Genomic DNA, 21,706 nt, shown 5'->3' with positions numbered 1-21,706 from the left:
GCCCGGGTCCGTCCCCGACGCCCCGGGGCAACCTCTACGTGTCGCAGTCCAGCACCGAGCGGCACAGGCCGCACCGCGCCCGCAGCCGCCCGCCCACCGGCACCCGCACCCGCTGCTCGCACACCGGGCACGGGAAGCTGACCCGCAGCCCCGGGCCGGACCCCTCGCGCTCGAAGCGGTACGCCGACCCGTCCGCCGGGACGCCCCCGCCGCGGCGCGCCCTCGCGTACCGCCGCCGCGCCCCCGGGCCGGCCGCGGCGAGCGGGGCCCGGCGCAGGTCCCGGGCCGCCAGCGCGCTCCCGCGCACGTAGGCCTCGTACGCCTGGGGGCTGGTGAACCACGTGGACGGATCCTCGCCGAACAGCACCGCCCGCTTGGCCAGGACGTAGCCGAACTCCTCCGGCGTCAGGTAGCCGAACCTCTGGCGGGTGAGCGCGTCCTCCCGGTAGGCGTCGAGGAGCAGCCAGCCCGCCCCCAGGTAGGCGGCGGCGGTGTCCGTGAGGATCTCGTTCTCCGCCGGATCGGGGAAGACGAGTTCCAGTCGGTGCAGCAGCACATGGGCGGCCTCGTGCGACAGGGCGGCCGCCAGATCCCGCCGGTGGGTGCGGAAACGGTCGTTGACCTCGACGAAGTACTCGGGCCCAGCGGCCAGTTCCACCGTCGCCGCCTCCTCCATCGGGCGGAAGGCGACCACCATCCGCGCGTCGGGCAGCCGCAGCGCGCGCACCACGGCCGAGGCCACCCGCTGCGCCCCCAGGTGCAGGTCGTCGGAGGCGTCGAAGGCCGCGTCGGCGGGGGACAGGCTCGTGGCGTAGGCGCGGACCCCGTCCGCCGACAGGCGCCGGAAGAGCGCGGTGATCGCGGCGCGCACGGTCGCCAGGTGCGGAAATCCGTGCTCGACGGCGCCGCTCCGCCCGCGGTTCTCCTTCATCGGGTGCTCCTTACCGCAATCCCTGTTGCTGTGCCCGGAGTTGGCCGAAACTGCCTTCTTGTTGGCCGCCATCCTTCTGATGTGTCATGGACCCGTCATTCCCCGATGACACGCACGGCCCAACCCCCCACGAAAGGCAGTGTGTTGACTGTGACCAGCCTCGTGCGATTCATGAAGCGCACCCTCGCCGTCGGCGCCGTCGCCCTCGCAGCCGTCAGCCTCCAGCCCGGCACCGCCTCCGCCGGCACCGCACCCGTCGTAGGCGGCACCCGAGCCGCCCAGGGAGAGTTCCCCTTCATGGTGCGCCTCTCCATGGGCTGCGGCGGCGCCCTCTACACCCAGCAGATCGTCCTCACCGCCGCCCACTGCGTGAACGGCTCCGGCAACAACACCTCCATCACCGCCACCGCCGGAGTCGTCGACCTCAACAGCTCCAGCGCCATCAAGGTCAAGTCCACCAAGGTCCTGCGCGCCCCCGGCTACAACGGCACCGGCAAGGACTGGGCCCTGATCAAGCTCGCCAAACCCGTCAACCTGCCCACCCTCAAGATCGCCGAGACCAAGGCCTACGACAACGGCACCTTCACCGTCGCCGGCTGGGGCGCCACCCGCGAAGGCGGCAGCCAGCAGCGCTACCTCATGAAGGCCACCGTCCCCTTCGTCTCCGACGCCGACTGCGGTGCCGCCTACAGCGACCTCGTCCCCGGCGAGGAGATCTGCGCCGGCCGCCTCGGCCAGGGCGGCGTCGACACCTGCCAGGGCGACTCCGGCGGCCCCATGTTCCGCCGCGACAACGCCGGAGCCTGGATCCAGGTCGGCATCGTCAGCTGGGGCATCGGCTGCGCCCGCCCCGACTACCCGGGCGTCTACACCGAGGTCTCCACCTTCGCCGCCCAGATCAAGAGCGCCGCGGCCACCCTGTAGCCCCACCCCCGCACCCACCCCCTCGTCCTCCCGGCCCCGCACGAACCGGCCGGGAGGACGAGCCACACCCGCCACCACCCCGACGCACCTCCCGTACGCAAGCGGGCCGAACCCCACGCCGCCCCCAGGGCGTGTCGTCGAAGTCCCGTCTGGGTGGCGGGGTCCGGCACGCACGCTCGCCGCGTCGTCGTCGGTCGCCGACGCCCGCGTCGACTCCCTCCTGCGCCTTGCGAGCGCACGCACCGGACCCCGCCACCCCCGCCCTCACGGGCGGCCGACGCCACTTCGACGACACCCCCTACCAGGCGCAGGCCGACAGCGCGGCCCAGCCGAGCACCCACCCCCCACGGGAAGACGCAGGCCCCCCCCCCACGGTTGAAAGGCCCCCCCCCGCCCCGCCGCGAACCGCCTCCGGACCGGCCGCCCACCCACCCCGTCTCACAGGCCGACTGCCCCGCGACCTGCGGCCCCGCGCCACGTATTCTCGACAACCATGAACCACAGCGACCACGACAACGGCCCGGGCAGCGACACGGCCGCCGCCGACGGCATCGACGAGAACGTCACCGCCGAACTCGCCCGCCTGCGCGACAGCATCGACAACATCGACGCGGCCGTGGTCCACATGCTCGCCGAACGCTTCAAGTGCACCCAGCAGGTCGGCCACCTCAAGGCCCGCCACCAGCTGCCCCCCGCCGACCCGGGCCGCGAAGCCAGCCAGATCGCCCGACTCCGCCAGCTCGCCGAGAACGCCAAGCTCGACCCCGCCTTCGCCGAGAAGCTCCTCAACTTCATCATCGCCGAGGTCATCCGCCACCACGAGACCATCGCCGCCGGCGAAGACTGACGACACAAGGGGTCCGGCCGCCCACTGCGGCAGCATGGGCCCCATGTCCGCACTGACGCGCAACGAAGCGCAGCTCCGAGCCCAGCTCCTCGACGTCCACGACTACGCCGTCCGCCTCGACCTCACCACCGGCGACGACACCTTCGACTCCGCCACCACCATCCGGTTCACCGCCCGCACCACCGGCGACACCTTCGTCGAACTCAAGCCCGAAGAACTGCGCTCCGCCACCCTCGACGGCCACCCCCTCGACCCGGCGGCCCTCGACGACAACCGCCTCCCCCTCACCCTCACCCCCGGCGACCACGAGCTGCGCATCGACGCCCGCATGCGCTACTCCCACACCGGCGAAGGCCTCCACCGCTTCACCGACCCCGCCGACGGCGAGACGTACGTCTACAGCCAGATGTTCCTCGACGACGTCCAGCGCGTCCTGCCCGCCTTCGACCAGCCCGACCTCAAGGCCGTCTTCCAGTTCACCGTCACCGCCCCCGCACACTGGACCGTCCTCGCCAACGGAATCACCACCCGCCTCGCCGACCGCGACTCCGACGGCGCCGGCATCTGGCAGTCCGCCCCCACCCCCCTCATCTCCACCTACCTCGCCGCCGTCGCCGCAGGCCCCTGGCACAGCGTGACCACCCAGCACGCCGGACTCCCCTTCGGCATCCACTGCCGCCAGTCCCTCGCCCCCCACCTGGACGCCGACGCCGACGAAATCCTCTCCATCACCACAGCCTGCTTCGACCGCTACCAGACCAAATTCACCGAGCCCTACCCCTTCGACTCCTACGACCAGGCCTTCGTCCCCGAATTCAACGCCGGCGCCATGGAAAACCCCGGCCTCGTCACCTTCCGCGACGAATTCATCTACCGCTCCGCCGTCACCGACACCGAACGCCAGTCCCGCGCCATGGTCATCGCCCACGAAATGGCCCACATGTGGTTCGGCGACCTCGTCACCCTCGCCTGGTTCGACGACATCTGGCTCAACGAATCCTTCGCCGAATACATGGGCTACCAGACCCTCACCGAAGCCACCCGCTTCACCGACACCTGGACCGCCTTCGGCGTCACCCGCAAACCCTGGGGCTACGAAGCCGACCAGCGACCCTCCACCCACCCCGTCGCCCCCGAAGACGTCCCCGACACCGCCTCCGCACTCCTCAACTTCGACGGCATCTCCTACGCCAAGGGCGCCTCCGCCCTCCGCCAACTCGTCGCCTGGCTCGGCGAAGAAGACTTCCTGGCCGGCATCAACACCCACTTCGCCCGCCACAAGTTCGCCAACGCCTCCCTCGCCGACTTCATCGACTCCCTCGCCGCCCACACCCGACGCGACGTCCGCGCCTGGGCCGACGCATGGCTGCGCACCACCGGCATCGACACCCTCACCCCCCGCATCGAAGACGCCCCCCACGGCACCGCCGGCTGGACCCTCACCATCGACCGCGACGGCAGCCGCCCCCACCACATCGCCGTCGGCGTCTACGACCGCGACCCCGCCGACGGCCACACCCTGGAACTACGCGAACTCCTCGACCTCGACGTCCCCTCCGACGAGGTCGTCTCCACCAGCGGCACCCGCCCCGCCCTGCTCCTCCTCAACGACGCCGACCTCACCTACGCCAAGATCCGCCTCGACGAAACCTCCCTCGAAACGGTCCTGCGCGGCCTGTCCGGCATCCCCGAAGCCCTCACCCGGGCCGTCGTCTGGAACTGCCTGCGCGACATGGTCCGCGACGGCGAACTCGACCCCCGGGACTACCTGACCACCGCCGAAGCCCACCTCCCCGCCGAACACGACCTCGCCATCGTCCAAGGCGTCCTCGCCTTCGCCCGCACCGAGATCGCCGTCCGCCACCTCGCCCCCGAAGACCGCACCGCCGCACTCACCACCCTCACCACCATCGCCCGCGACCTGCTGCGCCGCACCGAGGACGGCACGGAACCCGGCATGCGGCTGACCGCCGTACGCACCCTCATCGGCAGCGCCACCCAGCCCGACACCATCGCAGCCTGGCTCGCCGACGACACCGTCCCCGGCGGCCCCGCCCTCGACCCCGAACTGCGCTGGCGCATCCTCGGCCGCCTCGCCGTCCTCGGCGCCGTCGACGAAACCGACATCGACGCCGCCCTCACCGCCGACCCCAGCGCCACCGGCGAAGAAGGCGCCGCCCGCTGCCGCGCAGCCCTCCCCACCCCCGAAGCCAAAGCCGCCGCCTGGAACCGCCTCTTCCACGACGACACCCTCTCCAACTACCTCTTCACCGCCATCGCCCAAGGCTTCTGGCAGCCCGAACAGAGCGACCTCACCGCCGAGTACGTCACCCGCTACTACCCCGAAGCCGTCGCCCTCGGCGCCCGCCGCGGCCCCGCCATCGGCGAAGCCGCCGGCCGCTACGCCTTCCCCGCCTACGCCGTCGACGAAGCCAACCTCAAGGCAGGCCAGGCCTGCCTCGCCGACCCCGACATCATCCCGCTCCTGCGCCGCAAGCTCGCCGACCAACTGGACGACCTCTCCCGCGCCCTCCACATCCGCGGCTGACCGGGTGCCCCGCGGGCTTGCACTGCCGGGTACTCGGCGGCCGGGTGCCCTGCGGGGTGCCCTGCGGGCGGGCGCCTACGGGGACCGGTGGTCCGGGGCGTTGTCCGGTACTCGGCGGTCGTGCCCCTGCGGGGTGCCCTGCGGGCGGGCGCCTACGGGGGACGTGGTGCTCCGGGGTGCTGTCCGGTACCCGGCGGTCCGGCCCCTCCGGGGCGAGTCCGTGCGGCACCCGGCGGTGCGGTGCCTGCGGGGCGGGTGCTGTCGGGTACCCGGCGGCCGGTGCCGTGCGGGCGGGGCGTCTACGGGTACCCGGCGGGCGGGCCCCTGCGGGGCGAGCCCGTGCGCACCCCGGGGTGCGGTGCGGGCGTGCGGTGCGGGCGGGTGGTCCGGGGCGTAGTCCGGTTCTCGGCGGTCCGGCCCTGCGGGGCGGGCGCTCCGCGGGGGACTCGGCGGAATGGCGAGGCCCTACGGCAGCTCGGGCGTCGCGGGGGCCGGGGCCGGGGCCGGGCCGGGATGTCATCCGGGACTGCATGATTTATGGCGCCTCAGGGGACCGCCCTGCTGAGCCGGATGACGCGCCACAAATCACGTTTCACGTCCCGGACAACACCCCGGCCCACCCCCAACCCCGGCGGGGCGAGCCAGGCCGGTCACCGGGGGAATCCTGAGCCCCGGCGGGGTCGCGCGGCCGGGGACGGGGGCGGGGTGGGGTGCCGGCCGGGACGTAAAACGTGATTTGTGGCGCGGTAGGAGCCCGTACGGGCCGACCTGCCTCAGGCGCCATAAATCATGCAGTCCCGGACGGCACCCCACCCCGACCCCGGCCCCCTCACGCAGCCACCCCGCGCCGTACAGGCCTCGTACCGTCGGCGATTCGGACAAACCCCGGCGGTTACCCCATTCGGGCCTGATCGTTGTACTGGCAGGGTGCCCCCTGTCGCACCCAGGCCAGCCCCGGGACGACAGCGCCGCCAGGCACACCCCGGCCAGCCCCCGGAGGACCCGATGACAGCGCCGCCCGGCACCCCGCATCCCGGCCAGCCGGAAGCCCCTACCTCTGCGCTGCCCGGCAACCGTCCTCCCGGCCGCCAGGACACCCCCACCCCTCCGCCACCCGGCACCCCGCATCCCGACCGGCCGGAGGACCCCGCCTCACCGCCGCCCGGCACTCGGCATTCCGCCCGGCCGGACGCCCGCACCCCCGCGCCGCCCGGCAATCCCTGCCCCGCCCGGCCGGATGCCCGCACCCCCGCGCCGCCCGGCAAGTCGGGTCCCGGCCAGCCGGAAGCCCGTACCCCCGTGCCGCCCGGCAGCCCGCATCCCGGCGAGCCGGAAGGTCGTACCCCGGCGCCGCCCGGCAGCCCGTATCCCGGCCGGCCGGAAGTCCGTACCCCGGCGCCGCACGGCAGCCCGCATCCCGGCCGGCCGGAAGTCCGTACCCCGGCGCCGCCCGGCAGCCCGTATCCCGGCCGGCCGGAAGCCCGTACCCCCGCGCCGCACGGCAGCCCGCATCCCGGCCGGCCGGAAGCCCGTACTCCGGCGCCGCCCGGCAGCCCGTATCCCGGCCGGCCGGAAGTCCGTACCCCCGTGCCGCCCGGCAGCCCGTATGCCGGCCAGCCGGAAGCCCGTACCCCCGTGCCGCCCGGCAGCCCGTATCCCGGCCAGCCGGAAGTCCGTACCCCGGCGCCGCCCGGCAGCCCGTATCCCGGCCGGCCGGAGACGTACGACCCCGCGCCGCACGGCACCCCGTATCCCGGCCGGCCGGATGACCCTGCCCGCGCGCCGCACGGCAACCCGCTGGCCGGCGGAGCCCACGGCGCCCGCGCCCTGCGCCCGCTCCTCGACACCGTCCTCGACGCCCTCCACACCGGCACCGCCGAACGCCCCGGCCCCCTCCCCGCCGGCGGCCCCGCCACCGTCACCGCCCGCATCAGAGCCGCCCTCGGCACCGTACTGCCCGACCACGGAACCGGCGACCACGAAGCCCTGCACACCCTCGTCCGCGCCCTCGCCGCCGGCGCCGCCGACCCCGCCCACCCCCACTGCGCCGCCCACCTGCACTGCCCACCCCTCGCCGTCGCCGCCGCCGCAGACCTCGCCGCCGCCGCACTCAACCCCTCCCTCGACTCCTGGGACCAGGCCCCCGCCGCATCCACCCTCGAAGCCGAACTCACCCGCACCCTCGCCGCCGAGTTCTACGCCACCCCCCACCCCGACGCCCTCATCACCACCGGCGGCACCGAAGCCAACCAACTCGCCCTCCTCCTCGCCCGCGAACGCCACGGCCCCCACCTCACCGTCCTCCACGGAGCCAACGCCCACCACTCCATCCCCCGCGCCGCCTGGCTCCTCGGCCTGCCCCCCACCGTCGTACTCCCCACACCCACCGGCGTCCTCGACCCCGCCCGCCTCGCCGAAGCCCTCGCCACCACCCCCGGCCCCACGCTCGTCACCGCCACCGCCGGCACCACCGACGCCGGACTCATCGACCCCCTCCCCGCCATCGCCGACCTCTGCGACCACCACCGCGCCGACCTCCACATCGACGCCGCATACGGCGGCCTCCTCGCCCTCAGCCCCCACCACCGACACAAACTCACAGGCCTCGACCGCGCCCACTCCCTCACCGTCGACCTGCACAAACTCGGCTGGCAGCCCGTCGCCGCAGGACTCCTCACCGTCCCCGACACCACACTCCTCACCCCCCTCGCCCACCACGCCGACTACCTCAACCCCACCGACGACACCGAAGCCGGACTCCCCGACCTCCTCGGCCGCTCCCTCCGCACCACCCGCCGCCCCGACGCCCTCAAAATCGCCGCAACCCTGCGCTCACTCGGCCGCAACGGCCTCACCCACCTCATCGACCGCACCTGCGCCCTCGCACACCACCTCGCCCAGCGCCTCGACGCCCACCCCCGCTTCGAACTCCACTCCACCCCCACCCTCACCACCGTCCTCTTCCGGCCCACCCACGCCACCGACGACGAAGTCGCCACCCAGCGCCGCGCCCTCCTCCACCAAGGCCTCGCCGTCCTCGGCCGCACCCACGCCGACGGCCGCCTGTGGTTCAAAGCCACCCTGCTCAACCCGCACACCACGGCGGGAGACCTGGACACCCTCATCGCCCACCTGGAAGGCAGCACCCACCGATGACCGCCCAGCTCGATGCACCCCACGACCTCGTCGGAATCGGCATCGGACCGTCCAACCTGTCCCTCGCCGCCCTCGCCCACGGCCTCCCCCACCAAGGAGCAGGCGAACTCGCCACCGTCTTCTACGAACAGCGCCGCGACTTCCGCTGGCACCCCGGCCTCCTCATCGAAGGCGCCACCCTCCAAGTCCCCTTCCTCGCCGACCTCGTCACCCTCGCCGACCCCGCCAGCCCCTGGAGTTTCCTCAGCTACCTCAAGCACAAGGAACGCCTCTACCCCTTCTACTTCGCCGAGCAGTTCCACATCCACCGCGCCGAATACGACGCCTACTGCCGCTGGGTCGCCGGCCGCATCCCCGGACTCCACTTCGGCCACCAGGTCGACGCCATCCGCTGGAACCCCGAACGCGACCTCTTCGAAGTCGACTTCACCCAACTCGACCCCACCGGCGAAGCCCAAGCCCTCGGCCGCACCTACACCCGCAACCTCGCCCTCGGCATCGGCACAGCCCCCCACATCCCCGAACCCCTGCGCCCCCTCGCCGAAGCCCCCACCGTCCCCGTCATCCACTCAGCCGACTACCTCGACCACCGCCCCCGCATCCTCGGCGCCGAACACGTCACCGTCATCGGATCCGGCCAGTCCGGCGCCGAAGTCTTCCTCGACCTGCTCCGCGCCCGCCCCGCCGGCCGCGAACGCCTCACCTGGCTCGCCCGCACCCCCTCCTTCGCCCCCATGGAGTACTCCAAGCTCGGCCTCGAACACTTCACCCCCGACTACACCCGCTACTTCCACTCCCTCCCCGAACCCGTACGCGACCACCTCGTCCCCGCCCAATGGCAACTCCACAAAGGCATCGACACCGCCACCATCGCCGCCATCCACGACGAGCTCTACCGCCGCACCCTCCACGGCGGCTGGCCCGACGCCGTCCTCACCCCCGGAGTCACCGTCCGCACCGCAGGACGCATCGCCACCACAAAAATCGAACTCCACCTCGAACACGGTGAACAAGGCGCCCGCTCCCGCCTCACCACCGACGCCGTCGTCCTCGCCACCGGCTACAAGGAACGACCCCTCACCCGCCTCCTCGCAGGCCTCGACCCCTACCTGCGCAAAGACTCCTCCGGCCGCCCCCGCATCGACGACCGCTACCGCATGATCCTCGACCCCTCCGTCACCGGCAGCATCTTCGTCCAGAACGGCGAACGCCACACCCACGGCGTCGGCGCCCCCGACCTCGGCCTCGCCGCCTGGCGCAGCGCCGCCATCCTCAACACCCTCACCGGCAAAGAGGCCTACCCCCAACCCCCACGCACCGCCTTCACCACCTTCGGCCTCGAACAGCGCGAACACACCCGCCCCCGCCCCGCCGGCGAACTCCGCCCCCTCGTCGAACACCCCTGAGGCACCAGCCGACCCCCCACACCTGACCAGCGACTATCGTCACCGGCATGCAGCGAACCAGCGCCGACGGAGTCACCGTCCTGTGGGAGGCCGCCCCCGGCCCCGGCCCCCTCAGCGCAGTCCTCTCCTTCGGCACCGGCACACGAGACGAAACCGCCCCCACCCTCGGCGCCACCCGCCTCGTCGAAACCCTCGTGATGACACCGGTCGGCAAACGCCCCCACGAGTTCACCAGCATCGTCGAGGAAGAAGCCACCCACTTCATCGCCAAAGGAACCCCCGCAGAAGTCACCGGCTTCCTCCACGCCGTCTGCAACGCCCTCCTCGACCTCCCGACACACCACATCGAGCACGCCACCCGCCTCCTCACCATCGAGGACCCCCGCACCCGCGACCACCGAGGCGCCGAACCCCTCAGCGCCCGCTACGGCCCCCACGCCCTCGGCCTCACCACCCACCACCACCCCGACACCTACAGCCGACACACCCCCGACACCGTCCGCAGCCACGCCGCCACCCACTTCACCCGGGGCAACGCCGTCCTCGCCCTCGACGGACCACCACCCCCCGGCCTCACCCTCCCGCTGCCCGTCGGCCCCCGCCCCCACCGCACCACCCCCCACACCCGCCCCGGCGTACCCGGCACCTGGCAGCACCGCCAGATCGACACCGTCTCCCTCCTCCTGACCTCCCACATCCACGAACCCGCCGCCGTCACCGCCTGCCACACCCTCAGCCGACGCGTCGAACACCTCGCACACGACACACTCGCCTTCACCGACCGCGCCACCACCCACACGTTCCTCCGCGACCGCCTCACCCTCGACCGCGTCCTCACCCTGCGCCCCGCCGACGGCCACGGCGAACAAGCCGCCGAAATCCTCTGGCACGAAGCCCTCGACCTCGCCCGGCAAGGCCCCACCCGGCACGAACTCGACAGCTTCACCGCCCACACCCGCACCGCACCCGACAGCGAAAGCCGCCTCTGGCACTCACTGCACCGCGCCGTCGAAGCCGAACACTTCGGCATCCCCTACCACGACACCCCAAGCCTCCTCGCCGGCCACGCCACCACCACAGCGCAGGACGTCGCCCACTACATGCAGCGCGCCCTCACCGACGCCGTCCTCGTCGTCCCCCACCAGGTCTTCCCCCGCCTCAAAACCCCCCACGGCAAACGCCTGCCCAACTCCGACTGCTGGCGCCCGCACGGACAGCACCCCCCGACCCCCGGCACACGCTTCCGCATGAACCCCTTCCGCCGGGTCACCACTCCCCGCCACGAGCACGGCGAATACGTCCTCACCGACTGGGGCCTGGTCATACGCGACGCCGAACGCGACGAACACGACATCCGCTTCGCCGACATCGCACTCATGCTCCACGACGGCCCCGGCCGCATCGTCCTCACCGGCTGCGGCTGCCACACCCACCTCCACCCGCAACAGGTCGCCCGCGGCGACCGCCTCATCGCCGCCCTCGACGCCGCCGTCCCGGCACACCTCGTCCACACCGACACCTGAACCCCGAGCAGGCCGCCACCCGTGAACGCCGACGGGGCCGGCGCCCGCCACCGCGGACACCGACCCCGTCAAGAACAGACCACGGCTAGAACACCGGCACACCCGCCCGCGTCAGCCGCCAGTCCACCGAAGCGAACTGCGCCGGATCGATCGTCCCCTTCGCCTTCACCCACGAAATGATCGTGTTGCGAATCTCGTCCGAATTCGACCACAACTGCTTCGCCTGCGGCACATGCGGGAAGTTCCCACCACCCGACGCCCGGTAGTTGTTCACCGCCAACACGAACTGCGCCGCCGGATCCACCGGCTTCCCCTCGAACGACAACCCCGAAATCCGCGAACCCGACGGCTGCGCGATGTCGATGTCGTACGACAACCCGTACACCGCGTCGTAGTTGTAGTCCGGAATCGCCTCCGCGTTCGTCAGCTTCGCCGCGTCCACCACATCACCCGGCGCCGTCCGCACGAAATACCGCGCCGAGAACTCCAGATAGTCCTTCAGCTGCGCACCCGTCAGCAGCCGCGCCTCCATCGTGTTCTCGAACGGATACAGCCCCGCCGCATCCCGGATCGTCACCTGCCCCGCCGGGATCGCCGCCGTCCGCGAGAAGCACGAAGCCTGCGACAGCACCGGCAGCGCCGCCCACTCCGTACCCGCCAGAGCCCCCTTCACCGTCTCCGCCTGCACGTGGTTGATCAGATCGATGATCGCCACGTCCTTCACCGGACCCTCCGCCGACGACATCGCCTGCGTCGACGTACCGATCACCTGGTTCACATACGCCACGACCTTGCGGTGCTCGTCCGACAGCAACCGCGTGATCTTCGCGTCCTCCGCCACCGTGTTGGAGTTCAGCACCTTCGCCGCGACCTTCGCCACCGACCAGCGGCCCTTCTCCCACACCAGCTCGAAGTCGAACAGCGTCAGCCGCTGCCCCCACTTCAGCGGCTCCGACAGCACCACGTCCTTGCCGGTCGCCTTGTTCCTCACCCGGTACTCCGGGATCTCCGTGTGCGCGTGACCCACCAGGATCGCGTCGATCCCCGGCACCTGCTCCGCCACCAGCGCCGCCGCGTTCTCGACATACGGCAGCTGGTCGCCGTACGACGACGTACCACTCGACCCCGAATGCGCCGACACGATCACCACGTCCGCACCCATCGAACGCAGCCGCGGCACATACTTCGCCGCCTGCTCCTCCAGCCCCGGGAACGTCATCTTCCCCTGCACGTTCGCCTTGTCCCACAGCGCGATACCCGGGTTCGTCAGCCCCAGCACCGCCACCTTCACATCCCGCCCGTGCGGCGTCCGCAACCGGTGCATGCTGTACGGCGCGAACGCCGGCCTCAGCGTCTTCGCATCCAACGCATTCGCCCCCAACAGCGGGAAGTCACACTGCTCCTCGAACTTCCGCAACACCGGAATGCCGTAATTGAACTCGTGGTTCCCCAACGCCGCCGCGTCATAACCGATCGCGTTCATCGCCTGCGCCATCGGATGCACCGGACCACGCCGCGCCGTGATCGGATCGACCTTCGCGTAGTAGTACGACAACTGCGTGCCCTGGATCGTGTCACCCGCGTCGATGAGCAGCGTGTTGCACCGCCCCTTCTCCGCCCGCACCTGATCCACCAGGGTCGAGATCTTCGCCAGACCGACGTCGTTGTGCGCCTTGTCGTCGAACTCCGCGTCCGTGAAGTAGTCCCAGTTGAAGACGTTCCCGTGCAGGTCCGTCGTCCCCATCACCGTGAACGCGTACGTCCGCGGCCCCGGCCGGCCCGGCTTCCTTCCCGCATCCTGCTGCGCGGCCGCCGCCGGAGTGCCCGTGGCCCCCACCAGCGCAACGGCCGCACCCGTCGCGGCCGTCGTCCCTATGAATGTCCTGCGGTCGAACGCCATGCCGTCTCCCTCTAGAGGCCTCAACAACGCGCGTAGATTCTGACCCACAGGTAACAAGCCGCAACACCCCCACCAGGTTTCGATCCGATGACCACACCCGAACAGACCCTGGTGCGACAGTGAAACCATGACCCAGGACGCACCCCACCAGCCCTACGGAACCCCCGACGTACCCCGCGTCGCCGTCCACGGCGAAGCCCGCCTCGAAGTCGACCCCGAGATCGCCCGCATCGGCATCACCGTCAACGCCCGCGGCACCGACCGCCGCACCGCACTCGAAGACCTCACCCGACGCAACAACACCGTCCTCGACCTCCTCAAAAACCACGGCGACACCGTCGAAAAACTCGAAACCGGCGCCCTGTCCATCACCCCCGAACTCACCCGCCACGGACGCTCCGAACGCATCCGCGCCTACCACGGCCGCGTCCACATCACCGCCGAACTCAGCGACTTCACCACCCTCGGCGAACTCACCACCCGCCTCGCCGACCTCGAACTCACCCAGGTCGACGGCCCCTGGTGGGCCCTGCGCCCCACCTCACCCGCCCACGGCCAAGCCCGCCGCCAAGCCGTACTCGACGCCGTCCAACGCGCCCGCGAATACGCCGAAGCCCTCGGCGCCCGCCTCACCGCCCTCACCGAACTCGCCGACCTCGGAGCCGAGAACACCACCCCCTACCCCCAGGCCCCCGGCGGCTCCGGCATGCGCACCATGGCCTTCAGCACCACCGAAGACGCCGGCCCCCCGCCCCTCGACCTCGAACCCCAGCGCCAGACCGTCTACGCACAGGTGAACGCCCGCTTCACCATGACCCCGCCCCAACTCTGAAACACAGAAAAACAGGCTCCGGGGGTGCTCATCAGAGCACCCCCACGCACATTCAACAAATGTCAACAACCATTCACCCACCGGCTGTTGAGACGACACCAGGAACCGATTACCTACCCATTGGTAGGGGAATAGGCTCGCCCCCATGCGCCGAGCGAAAATCGTATGTACCCTGGGCCCCGCCACCGACTCATACGACCAGATCAAAGCCCTGGTCGAAGCCGGAATGGACATCGCCCGACTCAACCTCAGCCACGGCACCTACGCCGAACACGAGGAGCGCTACCAACGCGTACGCAAGGCCTCCGACGAAACAGGCCACAGCGTCGGCATCCTCGCCGACCTTCAAGGCCCGAAGATCCGCCTCGGCCGCTTCCGCGAAGGACCCGTACTCCTTGAACGCGGCGACCACTTCACCATCACCGTCGAAGACCACCCAGGCGACCGCCACACCTGCAGCACCACCTACACAGGACTCGCCACAGACGTCACCACCGGCGAACGCATCCTCGTCGACGACGGCCGCGTCACCCTCGAAGTCACCCACATCGACGGCCCCCGCGTCCACACCCGCGTCATCGAAGGCGGCATGGTCTCCGACCACAAAGGCCTCAACCTCCCCGGCGTAGCCGTCTCCGTCCCCGCCCTCTCCGACAAGGACATCGAAGACCTCCGCTGGGCCCTCCGCACCGGCGCCGACGTCATCGCCCTCTCCTTCGTCCGCAGCGGCCACGACATCCAAGACGTCCACCGCATCATGGACGAAGAAGGCCGCCGCCTCCCCGTCATCGCCAAAATCGAAAAACCCCAAGCCGTCGACAACATCGACGACATCGTCGCCGCCTTCGACGGAATCATGGTCGCCCGCGGCGACCTCGGCGTCGAAATGCCCCTCGAACAAGTCCCCATCGTCCAAAAGCGCGCCATCAAACTCGCCAAACGCAACGCCAAACCCGTCATCGTCGCCACCCAGATGCTCGACTCGATGATCGACAACTCCCGCCCCACCCGCGCCGAAGCCTCCGACGTCGCCAACGCCGTCATCGACGGCACCGACGCCGTCATGCTCTCCGGCGAAACCAGCGTCGGCAAACACCCCGTCGAAACCGTCCGCACCATGTCCCGCATCGTCGAAGCCGCCGAAGAAGACATCCTCGCCAAGGGCCTCCCACCCCTCACCGACCGCAACAAACCCCGCACCCAAGGCGGAGCCGTCGCCCGCGCCGCCGCCGAAATGGGCGACTTCCTCGACGCCAAATTCCTCGTCGCCTTCACCCAGAGCGGCGACACCGTCCGCCGCCTCTCCCGCTACCGCTCACCCATCCCCCTCCTCGCCTTCACTCCCGACCCCGCCACCCGCTCCCAACTCAACCTCACCTGGGGCGTCGAAACCTTCCTCGGCCCCCACGTCGACTCCACCGACGCCATGGTCGCCCAAGTCGAAGAAGAACTCCTCCGCATCGGCCGCTGCGTCCCCGGCGACACCGTCGTCATCACCGCCGGCTCACCCCCCGGCGTCACCGGCTCCACCAACCTCGTCCGCATCCACCACATCGGCGACCCCGTCCGCTGACCCCCACCCACCCCACCCCACCGCGCCGGGCCCCACCCAACGGCCCGGCGCGCCACGGCACGAGCACGAGGCACCACCACAACACCCCCTTGACCTCGGCGGCGACGGCGACCCGCCGTACCGGAGAAATGGCTGGCGACAAACCCGAACGCCGAGTAGGAAGGGCGCCATGAGCACCCCCATACCCGACCGGCGGACCTTCGTCCGCACCACGCTCGACCTCGGCGAGGCCACTCTCCACCCCTGGGGCCGCAAGCCCGCCGGACCGGAACTGCTCGACGACCTCGTCACCGCCGCGGCCGACCCGACGATCGCCCTCTGGAACCCCCTCCCGGCAGCCGACCACCAAGCCGCCCAGACCTGGCTCGAAGCCCGGGAGGACGGATGGGACCGCGGCGTGGGCGCAGCCTTCGCGGTACTGTCCGCCACCGACAGCGCCCTCCTCGGCACCGTCAACCTCCGCTGGACCGACCGCGCGGACGGCCTCGCCATGATCGGCTACTGGTTCCTGCCGGCCGCCCGAGGCCGCGGCCTCGCCACCCGCGCCACCCGAGCCGTCACCACCTGGGGCTTCAGCACCGCCGACGCCCGCCGGATCGAACTCGCCCACGCCGTCGGCAACCAAGCCTCGTGCCGCGTCGCCGACCGCTGCGGCTACCACCCCGAAGGCATCCTGCGCGAGTCCCACCTCTTCGGCGACGGCCGCCACCACGACGAACACCTCCACGCCCGCCTCGCCACCGACCCGGAACCGAACCGCCCCTAGTACCTCGGCCTAGTACTTCGGCCCGATGTGGGCGTCCATGAGCGCGACGGAGTCCTTACGGGCGATGGACACGTTGAAGGGGTCACTGCCGCGGGCCAGGACCGTCCACCGGACCCCGACCTTCGTGAGCGTGTCGGTACAGAGCTTCCGGATGTCGTCGGACTTGTTCGTGAAGAAGTACCGCGGGTACTCGTACCGCTTGCCGTTCCGCACGGTCCAGTTGGTGACCCGACACCCGTCGGAGTGGATCAGCCCCCGAACGAACTCCCACGGGTGCGCGTCGACGATCTCCTGCTGCCAGTCCTCAAGGATGATCCGCCGCTCATGCTTCTTCCCGGGCCCGTGCTGCGGGAACAGGCACTCCAGATGCTTCGAGTACACCTTCACGTCGTGGCACCCAACCTTTTTCGCTCGGCATACCCGGTTGTACGGGAACAGCCGTCGGATCGCCTCTTCGGCATGGTCCATGAGACCCGGCCATTTGTCGTCGCAGGTGATCTGGAGAGTCGGTACACGGTGACCGGAGTAGTGGCTTATGTGGCCATCACCCAGATACAGACCCAGCGCATACGCATAGGCCTCCGAGTCGAGCGGGCTGCCGTCGCATCGCGGGCACTCGGGAACGTGGGCGCCGGGACACTCACCGCGCTTCGCGCGGTCGATGTGCTTCCAATGGCTGATCGTGCCGACCGGCACGTTGAGCCGCCGCGACACTTCGGCATTCTTCGTCCCGCTGCGTAACAGGGAGAGTGCCGTTTGGCGGACTTCCAGGCTGTGCAGTCTCATGCCGCCACTGTGCGTCACCGGTCGGGGGCCGTGTGCAGCAAAAAGCGGACATTCACGCGAATGTGAACGTCCGCTATTGCGTCAATCTGTGCCCGGTGTGGGATTCGAACCCACATGCCCGAAGGCACGGTGGTTTGAGCACCGCGAGTATGACCAGTTCCTCCAACCGGGCTGGTGACAGCGTCGTAAGAGTACCCTGTGCTGCGCTCACTCCGCCTCTAGGTAGGCTCATCCTGAGCAGCAGAGCCCCGCAAAAGGAGCCCCCGTGACCGCCGAGCACGAGTCGACGCCCACGCCCGACGCCGACCAGTCGCACGTTCCGCCGCTGACGACCCGCGTCGTCATCGCCGAGGACGAGGCGCTCATCCGTCTCGACCTCAAAGAGATGCTCGAAGAAGAGGGCTACACCGTCGTCGGCGAGGCCGGCGACGGGCAGACGGCCGTCGAGCTCGCCCGTGAGCACCGGCCCGACCTGGTGATCCTCGACGTGAAGATGCCCGTCCTCGACGGGATCTCCGCCGCCGAGAAGATCGCGCAGGAGTCGATCGCGCCCGTCCTGATGCTGACGGCGTTCTCGCAGCGCGACCTCGTCGAGCGGGCCCGGGATGCCGGGGCCATGGCGTACCTGGTGAAGCCGTTCAGCAAGAGCGACGTGGTGCCGGCCATCGAGATGGCGGTGTCCCGGTTCGCGGAGCTGCGTGCGCTGGAGCAGGAGGTCGCGGACCTCTCGCAGCGGCTGGAGACGCGCAAGCTGGTCGACCGGGCGAAGAGCATCCTGCAGACGCAGTACGGGCTGACGGAGCCGGCCGCGTTCCGGTGGATCCAGAAGTCCTCCATGGACCGCCGGATGTCGATGCAGCAGGTGGCCGAGGTGGTCATCGAGGACGCCGAGTCGAAGAAGAAGGAGAGCGGGGGCAGGTAGTCTCCGCGCCGTCCCGGAACATGCGTGAGGCCCGCCTCCCCCCGAGGGGAGGCGGGCCTCACACGTTCTGTCAGTCCTCGCCGAGGTAGGCCTTGCGGACGTCCTCGTTGTGGAGGAGGTCCTGGCCGGTGCCGGAGAGGACGATCTTGCCGATCTCCATGACGTGCGCCTGGTCGGCGAGGGAGAGCGCCGCCTGGGCGTTCTGCTCGACGAGGAGGATCGTCATGCCCGAGGCCTTGAGCTCGGCGATGGTCGACATGATCTTCTGCATCATCAGCGGGGAGAGGCCCATGGAGGGCTCGTCCAGCATGAGGAGCTTGGGCTGGCACATGAGCGCGCGGCCCATGGCGAGCATCTGCTGCTCACCGCCGGAGAGGGTGCCGGCGGCCTGCTTGCGACGTTCGCCCAGGATGGGGAAGAGGTCGTAGGCGCGCTGGATGTCCTTCTCGATGCCGTCCTTGTCGCTGCGGAGGAAGGCGCCGAGCTGGAGGTTCTCCTCGATCGTCAGCCGGGGGAAGATGTGGCGTCCCTCGGGGGAGTGTGCCAGCTTCAGGGAGACGATCTTGTGGGCGGGGACGCCGACGATGGGCTGGCCGTCGAAGACGACGCTGCCCGAGGTGGGCTTGAGGAGCCCGGAGAGGGTGCGCAGGGTGGTCGTCTTGCCGGCGCCGTTGGTGCCGACGAGGCAGACGATTTCGCCTTCGTTGACTTCGAAGGAGATTCCCTTGACGGCTTCGATCTTGCCGTAGGCGACCTTGAGGTCCTCGACCTTGAGCAGTGCGGTCACTTGGCCTCTCCGTCCGTGCTGGTGGTGCGGGTGGTGCTGTCGGCGTCGGCGTCGGCGTCGGCGTCCGCGTCGGCGTCCGTGTCCGAGTCGGTGGTGGCCTCGGTGTCCGAGTCGGCCGCGGGGGCCTCGTCGTCGTCCGCGGCAGCTTCCGCCTCGGTCTCGGTGGCCGTTTCGGCGTCGGCCTCGGCTCCAGCCTCGGCGTCGGCGTGTGCCTCGGCTTCGGCGTGGGCTTCCGCCGCTTCGACCTCGGCGATTTCGGCCGCGCCGGGCTCGCCCTCGAAGGGGGTGCCGAGGTAGGCCGCGATGACGCGTTCGTCGCCCTGGACTTCGGAGGCGGTGCCTTCGATGAGCTTTTCGCCCTGGACGAGGCAGGCGACGCGGTCGCAGAGGTTGAAGATGAAGCGCATGTCGTGCTCGATGACGAGTACGGCGATGCCCATGTCCCGGATCGCGAAGATGAGCTCTTCGGCGGCGCGGGTCTCCTGCGGGTTCATGCCGGCGGTGGGCTCGTCCAGGAGGATGAGGCCGGGGTCGCTGGCGAGGGCGCGGGCGATCTCCAGCTTGCGCTGCTCGCCGTAGGGGAGGTTCTTGGCGAGGTGGTCGGCCTTGTGTTCCAGGCCGATGAACTCCAGGAGTTCCATGGCGCGTGCCTCGCTGGCGGCTTCGGCCTTCTTGAAGCCGGGGCCGCGCAGGAGGGCGGACCAGAGGCCTTCCTTGGTGCGGGTGTGGCGTCCGACGAGGACGTTCTCCAGCACGGTCATGTTGTGGAAGAGCCGGATGTTCTGGAAGGTGCGGGCGACGCCGGCCTCGGTGACCCGGTGGGGCTTGGGCGGGAGGACCTTGCCCTTGTAGGTGACTTCGCCTTCGGTGGGGACGTACAGGCCGGTGAGGCAGTTGAAGAAGGTGGTCTTGCCGGCGCCGTTGGGGCCGATGAGTCCGACGATCTCGCCTGCGTTGACCTGGAGGTCGACGCCCTTGACGGCGGTGAGGCCGCCGAAGCGCATGGTGACGCCCTTGGCTTCGAGGACCGTGGTCTTCGTGGTGGTGGTGTCTGTGGTGGTCGTCATGTCGTTCACGCCCCCGCCTTGGCGGTGGCCAGGTCCTTGGGGGCCTGGTCAGCGGTGTCGTCGTGGAACTCCAGCTGCGCGCGCTTGTTGGCGATGAGGCCTTCGGGGCGGAAGCGCATGAGGAGGATGAGGGCGATGCCGAAGGCGAGGAGCTGGTAGTCCTGGAGGAAGGCCAGCTTCGCCGGGATCAGGAAGAGGAGTGCGGCGCCGAGGATGGGGCCGCGGATGGTGCCCATGCCGCCGAGGATGACTGCGGCGAGGAGGAACGCGGAGTTCGGCGGGACGGGCCCGGCGAAGACGTAGTTCTCGGGGACGACCGTGGTGTTGACGTGGGCCTGGACGGTGCCGGCGAGGCCGGCGAGGGTGGCGCCGAGGGCGAAGGCGATGAGCTTGACCTTGAAGCCGTTGATGCCCATGGCTTCGGCGGCGGTCTCGTCCTCGCGGATGGCGACCCAGGCGCGGCCGATGCGGCTGTTGCCTGCGCGGGCGAAGACCAGGACGACCAGGGCCATCACCAGCAGCATCAGGAAGTAGTAGTTGGCGTAGGCGCCGAGTTCGATGCCGGCGACGGTGTGGGATTCGCCGAAGTTCCACCCGAAGAGTTCGAGGTGGGGGACGTTCGGGATGCCGTTGGGGCCGTTGGTGATGTCGGGGCCGGAGGTGCCGTCGAGGTTGCCCATGGCGATGCGGAAGATTTCTCCGAAGCCGAGGGTGACGATGGCGAGGTAGTCGCCGCGCAGTCGGAGGGTCGGTGCGCCGATGACCACGCCGAAGACGAGGGAGACGATGGCGCCGACGATGACCGCCGCCCAGAAGGGGAGGTGGATGCCGAAGGCGGAGGCGGTGCTGCCGGAGACCAGGGCCGCGGCGTAGGCGCCGACGCCGAGGAAGGCGACGTATCCGAGGTCGAGGAGGCCGGCGAGGCCGACGACGATGTTGAGGCCGAGGGCGACGGTCGCGAAGATCAGGATGTTGACCGCGATGAGGGTGTAGGTGTCGCCGCTCTGCTGGATGAAGGGGAAGGCGATCGCGGCGGCCGCGGTGCCGAGGAGGGTGACCTGGCGGTTGTTCGCGGTGAGGACCGAGAAGCGGGCGAGGAGGCCCGACTTGTTCAGGGCGAGGGCCGCGAGGCCGACGGTGATCAGGTAGGCGACGAAGAGCTGCGGTTCCTTGTCATCGGTGTCGATGCCGAAGGTGATGACGAAGAGGCCGAGGGCGAAGACGCCGGTGATGATGAGGATTTCGGCCCAGTTGGGCAGCGTGCTCTTGGCCGGGGTGACCTTGCGGGTGTCGTCGGGGAGCTTGTACGCGGCAAGGGCCGGGACGAGGGAGCCGACGAGGGCGACGTAGGCGCCGGGTTCGAGGTTGATCACACCGCCGAGGACGACGGTGATCGCGATCACCGTGAACCAGGTGGCTGCGGCGTTGCCGAGGGCGAGGAACCAGATGGGCTTGCGGGAGCCGGCGGGGGTGAGCCAGTTGAAGCCCTTGACGCCGAGCGCGGAGAGCGCGTGGACGAGGGTGAGGGCGGCGCCGGCCAGGGTGATGTACTGCAGGTCGGCGGGGCTGCCGTAGAAGGTGAGGTCGCCGGGGAAGTCGGCGGTCCACGTCCAGGCGAGGAAGGCGCTGACGATGGTGAGGAGGCTGCCGCCGATGATCGCGTAGAGGAGCGCGGCGGGTGCGGGTGCCGTCTTCGCGGTCTGCGTCTGCGTCTGCGGGGTGGTGTCTGTGGTCATGG

Annotated in this window: 16 protein-coding genes and 1 tRNA gene; 10 read left to right on the top strand and 7 right to left on the bottom strand. The window is 70.4% G+C overall.

Annotated features, from left to right (window positions below; all coding sequences use genetic code 11):
• Positions 1 to 34: 34 nt before the first annotated feature.
• Positions 35 to 931, bottom strand: coding sequence for a hypothetical protein (locus BSL84_RS08680; RefSeq protein WP_075970115.1), 897 nt, complete (start codon positions 929 to 931; stop codon positions 35 to 37).
• A 171-nt stretch (positions 932 to 1,102) separates the two neighbouring features.
• Here BSL84_RS08680 and BSL84_RS08675 point away from each other — a divergent pair, with 171 nt between their 5' ends.
• The 6 genes from BSL84_RS08675 (at position 1,103) to BSL84_RS08650 (ending at position 11,335) form a co-directional block, all read left to right on the top strand.
• Positions 1,103 to 1,855: a S1 family peptidase gene (locus BSL84_RS08675; RefSeq protein ID WP_030032898.1), complete on the top strand. Its 753-nt coding sequence runs from the start codon at positions 1,103 to 1,105 to the stop codon at positions 1,853 to 1,855.
• A 493-nt stretch (positions 1,856 to 2,348) separates the two neighbouring features.
• Positions 2,349 to 2,702: a chorismate mutase gene (locus BSL84_RS08670; RefSeq protein ID WP_075970114.1), complete on the top strand. Its 354-nt coding sequence runs from the start codon at positions 2,349 to 2,351 to the stop codon at positions 2,700 to 2,702.
• 43 nt (positions 2,703 to 2,745) lie between these two features.
• Entirely contained in the window at positions 2,746 to 5,250 is a 2,505-nt protein-coding gene (pepN, locus tag BSL84_RS08665; RefSeq protein WP_037663554.1) for an aminopeptidase N, read from the top strand.
• Positions 5,251 to 7,047: 1,797 nt separating this feature from the next.
• Positions 7,048 to 8,406: a pyridoxal phosphate-dependent decarboxylase family protein gene (locus tag BSL84_RS35350; RefSeq protein WP_045324062.1), complete on the top strand. Its 1,359-nt coding sequence runs from the start codon at positions 7,048 to 7,050 to the stop codon at positions 8,404 to 8,406.
• On the top strand, positions 8,403 to 9,812 hold the full coding sequence (locus BSL84_RS08655) for a lysine N(6)-hydroxylase/L-ornithine N(5)-oxygenase family protein (protein WP_075970113.1): 1,410 nt from the start codon (positions 8,403 to 8,405) through the stop codon (positions 9,810 to 9,812). The genes BSL84_RS35350 and BSL84_RS08655 overlap by 4 nt, the downstream gene beginning before the upstream one ends.
• Before the next feature lie 47 nt (positions 9,813 to 9,859).
• A complete protein-coding gene (locus BSL84_RS08650) occupies positions 9,860 to 11,335 on the top strand; it encodes a hypothetical protein (protein ID WP_075970112.1) in 1,476 nt (491 codons plus the stop codon).
• A gap of 85 nt (positions 11,336 to 11,420) precedes the next feature.
• Here BSL84_RS08650 and BSL84_RS08645 read toward each other — a convergent pair whose 3' ends face one another.
• Complete coding sequence (locus BSL84_RS08645; protein ID WP_045322450.1) at positions 11,421 to 13,235, bottom strand: bifunctional metallophosphatase/5'-nucleotidase; 1,815 nt, start codon at positions 13,233 to 13,235, stop codon at positions 11,421 to 11,423.
• A gap of 127 nt (positions 13,236 to 13,362) precedes the next feature.
• On the opposite strand from BSL84_RS08645, the gene BSL84_RS08640 reads away from it, so the two are divergent.
• The 3 genes from BSL84_RS08640 (at position 13,363) to BSL84_RS08630 (ending at position 16,406) form a co-directional block, all read left to right on the top strand.
• Complete coding sequence (locus BSL84_RS08640; RefSeq protein ID WP_030026526.1) at positions 13,363 to 14,067, top strand: SIMPL domain-containing protein; 705 nt, start codon at positions 13,363 to 13,365, stop codon at positions 14,065 to 14,067.
• Between the two features lie 145 nt (positions 14,068 to 14,212).
• On the top strand, positions 14,213 to 15,640 hold the full coding sequence (gene pyk, locus BSL84_RS08635; RefSeq protein WP_045322449.1) for a pyruvate kinase: 1,428 nt from the start codon (positions 14,213 to 14,215) through the stop codon (positions 15,638 to 15,640).
• Positions 15,641 to 15,809: 169 nt separating this feature from the next.
• Positions 15,810 to 16,406, top strand: coding sequence for a GNAT family N-acetyltransferase (locus BSL84_RS08630; RefSeq protein WP_045322448.1), 597 nt, complete (start codon positions 15,810 to 15,812; stop codon positions 16,404 to 16,406).
• A 9-nt stretch (positions 16,407 to 16,415) separates the two neighbouring features.
• On the opposite strand, the gene BSL84_RS08625 is transcribed toward BSL84_RS08630, so the two are convergent.
• Together BSL84_RS08625 and BSL84_RS36010 are read right to left on the bottom strand one after the other, a co-directional pair.
• The gene (locus BSL84_RS08625) at positions 16,416 to 17,192 is read right to left on the bottom strand and encodes a hypothetical protein (protein ID WP_030026531.1); all 777 of its coding nucleotides are present in this window, start codon (positions 17,190 to 17,192) and stop codon (positions 16,416 to 16,418) included.
• 89 nt (positions 17,193 to 17,281) lie between these two features.
• Positions 17,282 to 17,364 (bottom strand) — tRNA-Leu (locus BSL84_RS36010).
• 93 nt (positions 17,365 to 17,457) lie between these two features.
• On the opposite strand from BSL84_RS36010, the gene BSL84_RS08620 reads away from it, so the two are divergent.
• On the top strand, positions 17,458 to 18,114 hold the full coding sequence (locus BSL84_RS08620; RefSeq protein WP_030026532.1) for an ANTAR domain-containing response regulator: 657 nt from the start codon (positions 17,458 to 17,460) through the stop codon (positions 18,112 to 18,114).
• Between the two features lie 70 nt (positions 18,115 to 18,184).
• Here the strand turns inward: BSL84_RS08620 and BSL84_RS08615 are convergent, their stop codons facing one another.
• Genes BSL84_RS08615 through BSL84_RS08605 form a run of 3 tightly spaced genes read right to left on the bottom strand, consistent with a single transcriptional unit; the run spans position 18,185 to position 21,704 of the window.
• Positions 18,185 to 18,901 carry an ABC transporter ATP-binding protein gene (locus BSL84_RS08615; protein ID WP_030026534.1) on the bottom strand — a complete coding sequence of 239 codons (717 nt, stop codon included), beginning with the start codon at positions 18,899 to 18,901 and terminating at the stop codon, positions 18,185 to 18,187.
• On the bottom strand, positions 18,898 to 19,968 hold the full coding sequence (locus BSL84_RS08610; protein WP_079273426.1) for an ABC transporter ATP-binding protein: 1,071 nt from the start codon (positions 19,966 to 19,968) through the stop codon (positions 18,898 to 18,900). The genes BSL84_RS08615 and BSL84_RS08610 overlap by 4 nt, the downstream gene beginning before the upstream one ends.
• A 5-nt stretch (positions 19,969 to 19,973) precedes the next feature.
• Entirely contained in the window at positions 19,974 to 21,704 is a 1,731-nt protein-coding gene (locus BSL84_RS08605; RefSeq protein ID WP_045322446.1) for a branched-chain amino acid ABC transporter permease, read from the bottom strand.
• Between the last annotated feature and the right edge of the window lie 2 nt (positions 21,705 to 21,706).

The organism is Streptomyces sp. TN58, assembly GCF_001941845.1.
In the GTDB taxonomy this organism is placed as follows: Bacteria; Actinomycetota; Actinomycetes; order Streptomycetales; family Streptomycetaceae; genus Streptomyces.
The sequence above is the reverse complement of the archived record's forward strand: the minus strand, read 5'-3'. Positions and strand labels throughout refer to the sequence as shown.